Consider the following 3,201-nt stretch of genomic DNA (forward strand, 5'->3'; position numbering starts at 1 on the left):
GGGAGGTCGATCACCGCCGGCGCAGGGGGGTAGTGCAGGTTGAGGTCGTCGCCCTGCACCATCTGGCCATTGAGGAACAGACGCCGCGCGATGCTGATGCGGGTGAACGACACGGCCCAGGGTTGCGCTGGCACGGCGTCGAGCGTGAAGCGCAGGCGGTAGCGGCCGGCACCCTGCGGCGGCAGGCCGCGCATGCCCCAGGTGTCGGGCAAGGTGACCGGGGTGCTTGCGGTGCTGCCGGCGGGCGTGAACTCGGCCTCGGTGAGCGAGAGCAGCTCCTGCGTCTGGCCCCACGCCGGCGCCCACAGCAGGCAGGCCAGGATCAGGCCGGCCAGGCTGCGCAGCAAGGTCGGACTGAGGGGGAAGATCATGGACGCGAGGAGCAGAGCTGGCGGCGATTGTCCGGGCGAATGGGCCGCGCTCGCCATCGACCGAACAGCCGAGCGGGCATGGCGGGTTCGTTCACACCTTCTCAGCCCTTGCGCGCCAGCAACATCGCGTCGCCGTAGCTGAAGAAGCGGTAGCGCTCGGCAATGGCGTGGCGGTACAGCGCCATCACGTGGGCGTGGCCGGCGAAGGCGCTCACCAGCATCAACAGCGTGCTCTTGGGCAGGTGGAAGTTGGTGACCAGCAGGTCGACCACGCGGAAGCCGAAGCCGGGGGTGATGAAGATGTCGGTGTCGCGGCTGCCGGCCTGCAGGGTGCCGCCAAGGGCCGCCGACTCCAGTGCGCGCAGCGTGGTGGTGCCCACGCTGACCACGCGCCCGCCCGCGGCCTGCGTGGCGGCGATGGCGTCCACAGTGGCCTGCGGCACCTCGAACCATTCGCTGTGCATCTTGTGCTCGGCGATGTTCTCGGTGCGCACCGGCTGGAAGGTGCCGGCGCCCACGTGCAGCGTGACGCTGGCGCTGCCGATGCCGCGTTCACGCAGCGCGGCGAGCACGCCTTCGTCGAAGTGGAGCGCGGCGGTGGGTGCGGCAGCGGCACCGGGCTTGGCGGCAAACACGGTCTGGTAGCGGCGCTCGTCGTCGGCGTCGTCGGCGTGCGTGATGTAGGGCGGCAGCGGCACGTGGCCGTGGGCCTCGATCAGCGCGAAGGGCTCACCCGGGAAGCGCAGGTGGAAGAGCGAGTTCTCCGGTCCGCCGCGGCCCAGCATCTCGGCCTCGAAGCTGCGTTCGCCGTGCGTGAAGCGGATCAGCGCGCCGGCCTTGGGCGACTTGCTGGCGCGCAGGTGCACCAGCACCTCGTGGTTCGGCAGCACGCGCTCGACCAGCGCCTCGACCGAACCGCCGGTGGCCTTGGCACCCAGCAGCCGCGCCTTGATGACGCGCGTGTCGTTGAACACCAGCAGGTCGCCGGCCTGCAGCAAGCCGGGCAGCTCGCGGAAGATGCGGTCGGCTGCTTGCGCCCCGGTGCCGTCGAGCAGGCGCGAGGCGCTGCGCTCAGCAGCGGGGTGCTGGGCGATCAGCTCGGGGGGTAGCTCGAAATCGAAGTCGGCCAGCTGGAAACGATGTGTCATGCCGCAGAATTGTCCTATGCCCACCGACACCCCCAGCACTGCGCGCAAGGAGAAGACCGCGCCGCAGAAGGCGATGGAGAAGCTGGGGCTCATCCGCGACATCGACCTCGCGCTGCACATTCCGCTGCGCTACGAGGACGAGACGCGGCTCACACCCATCGGCGAGCTGCGCGATGGCGACACCGCGCAGGTGGAAGGCGTGGTGAGCGACTGCCAGATCCAGTTCCGCCCGCGACGGCAGCTGGTGGTGAAGCTGCACGATGACGCCAGCGAGAACGAGCTCTACCTGCGCTTCCTGCACTTCTATCCCAACCACCAGAAGACGCTGGCCGCCGGCAACCGTGTGCGCGTGCGCGGCGAGGCGCGCGGGGGCTTCTTTGGCATGGAGATGGTGCACCCGAGCTTCAAGGGCGTGGACGCCGACACGCCGCTGGCCACCGCGCTCACGCCGGTCTACTCCACCAGCGCCGCGCTGCCGCAGGCGTACCTGCGCAAGGCCGTGGCCTCGGGGCTGCAGCGTGCCGACCTGTCGGAGCTGGTGCCGCCGGCGCTGCTGCCGCGCGGCTTGCTGAGCCTGCGCGAGTCGCTGCGCTTCCTGCACCACCCTACGCCCGACGTGAGCCTGGCGCAGCTCGAAGACAAGACCCACCCCGCCTGGCAGCGCCTCAAGTTCGAGGAGCTGCTCGCGCAGCAGCTCTCGCAGCTGCAGGCCAAGAACGAGCGTGCCCTGCAGCGCGCACCGCGTTTCACGGTGCACGCCGGAGGCCTGCAGGAACAGCTGCTCGCCGCCCTGCCCTTCCACCTGACGGCGGCGCAGCGACGCGTGGTCGAGGAGATCGCGCTCGACCTGCAGCGCGAGGTGCCCATGCACCGCCTGCTGCAGGGCGACGTGGGCGCGGGCAAGACGGTGGTGGCAGCGCTCGCCGCCGCCATCGCGATGAACGAAGGCTGGCAGTGCGCGCTGATGGCGCCCACCGAGATCCTGGCCGAGCAGCACTTCCGCAAGCTGGTGCAGTGGTTGGAGCCGTTGGGCATCCAGACCGCCTGGCTCACCGGCAGCCGCAAGGGCAAGGGGCGCCGCGAGATGCTGGCGCGCGTGGCGTCGGGCGAGGCGAAGCTGGTGGTGGGCACGCATGCGGTGATCCAGGCCGAGGTGCAGTTCGCGAAGCTGGGCTTGGCGATCATCGATGAGCAACATCGATTTGGCGTGGCGCAACGCCTCGCCCTGCGCGACAAGCTCGATCAGCAATCGCTGGAGCCGCACCTGCTGATGATGAGCGCCACGCCCATCCCGCGCACGCTGGCGATGACGCTGTTCGCCGACCTCGACATCAGCACCATCGACGAGCTTCCACCGGGCCGCACGCCCATCGTCACCAAGGTGTTCAGCGACGCCAAGCGCGAGGGCGTGGTCCACACCATCGCGGCCGAGGTGGCGCAGGGCAAGCAGGTCTACTGGGTGTGCCCGCTGATCGAAGAGAGCGAGAAGCTGGACCTGCAGAACGCCACAGCCACCCACGAGCAGCTGAGCGCCGCCCTGTCCGGCCGCAGCGTCGGCCTGCTGCACGGCCGCATGCCGGCGGCCGACAAGGCGGCGGTGATGGCGCAGTTCAAGGCGGGCACGATGCAGGTGCTGGTCAGCACCACCGTGATCGAGGTCGGCGTCGATGTGCCCAACGCCA

At 70.0% G+C, this 3,201-nt stretch carries 2 protein-coding genes and 1 pseudogene; 1 reads left to right on the plus strand and 2 read right to left on the minus strand.

Features of this window, described 5'->3' with window-relative positions; translation table 11 throughout:
* Window positions 1-371, minus strand: a pseudogene (locus tag VFL64_RS20975) (hypothetical protein); the annotation flags it as partial.
* 101 nt (window positions 372-472) lie between these two features.
* On the minus strand, window positions 473-1,519 hold the full coding sequence (gene queA, locus VFL64_RS20980; protein ID WP_489542328.1) for a tRNA preQ1(34) S-adenosylmethionine ribosyltransferase-isomerase QueA: 1,047 nt from the start codon (window positions 1,517-1,519) through the stop codon (window positions 473-475).
* On the opposite strand from queA, the gene recG reads away from it, so the two are divergent.
* Window positions 1,518-3,201: ATP-dependent DNA helicase RecG (recG, locus tag VFL64_RS20985; RefSeq protein WP_489542329.1), on the plus strand; the 1,684-nt coding region annotated here is incomplete at its 3' end. The genes queA and recG overlap by 2 nt on opposite strands.

This window comes from Rhizobacter sp., assembly GCF_035702065.1.
GTDB lineage: Bacteria > Pseudomonadota > Gammaproteobacteria > Burkholderiales > Burkholderiaceae_C > Rhizobacter.

What these genes read in the sequence shown, in the direction of transcription:
- queA (WP_489542328.1), bottom strand. Translation starts at nt 1,519, where the DNA reads ATGACACATCGTTTCCAGCTGGCCGACTTCGATTTCGAGCTACCCCCC.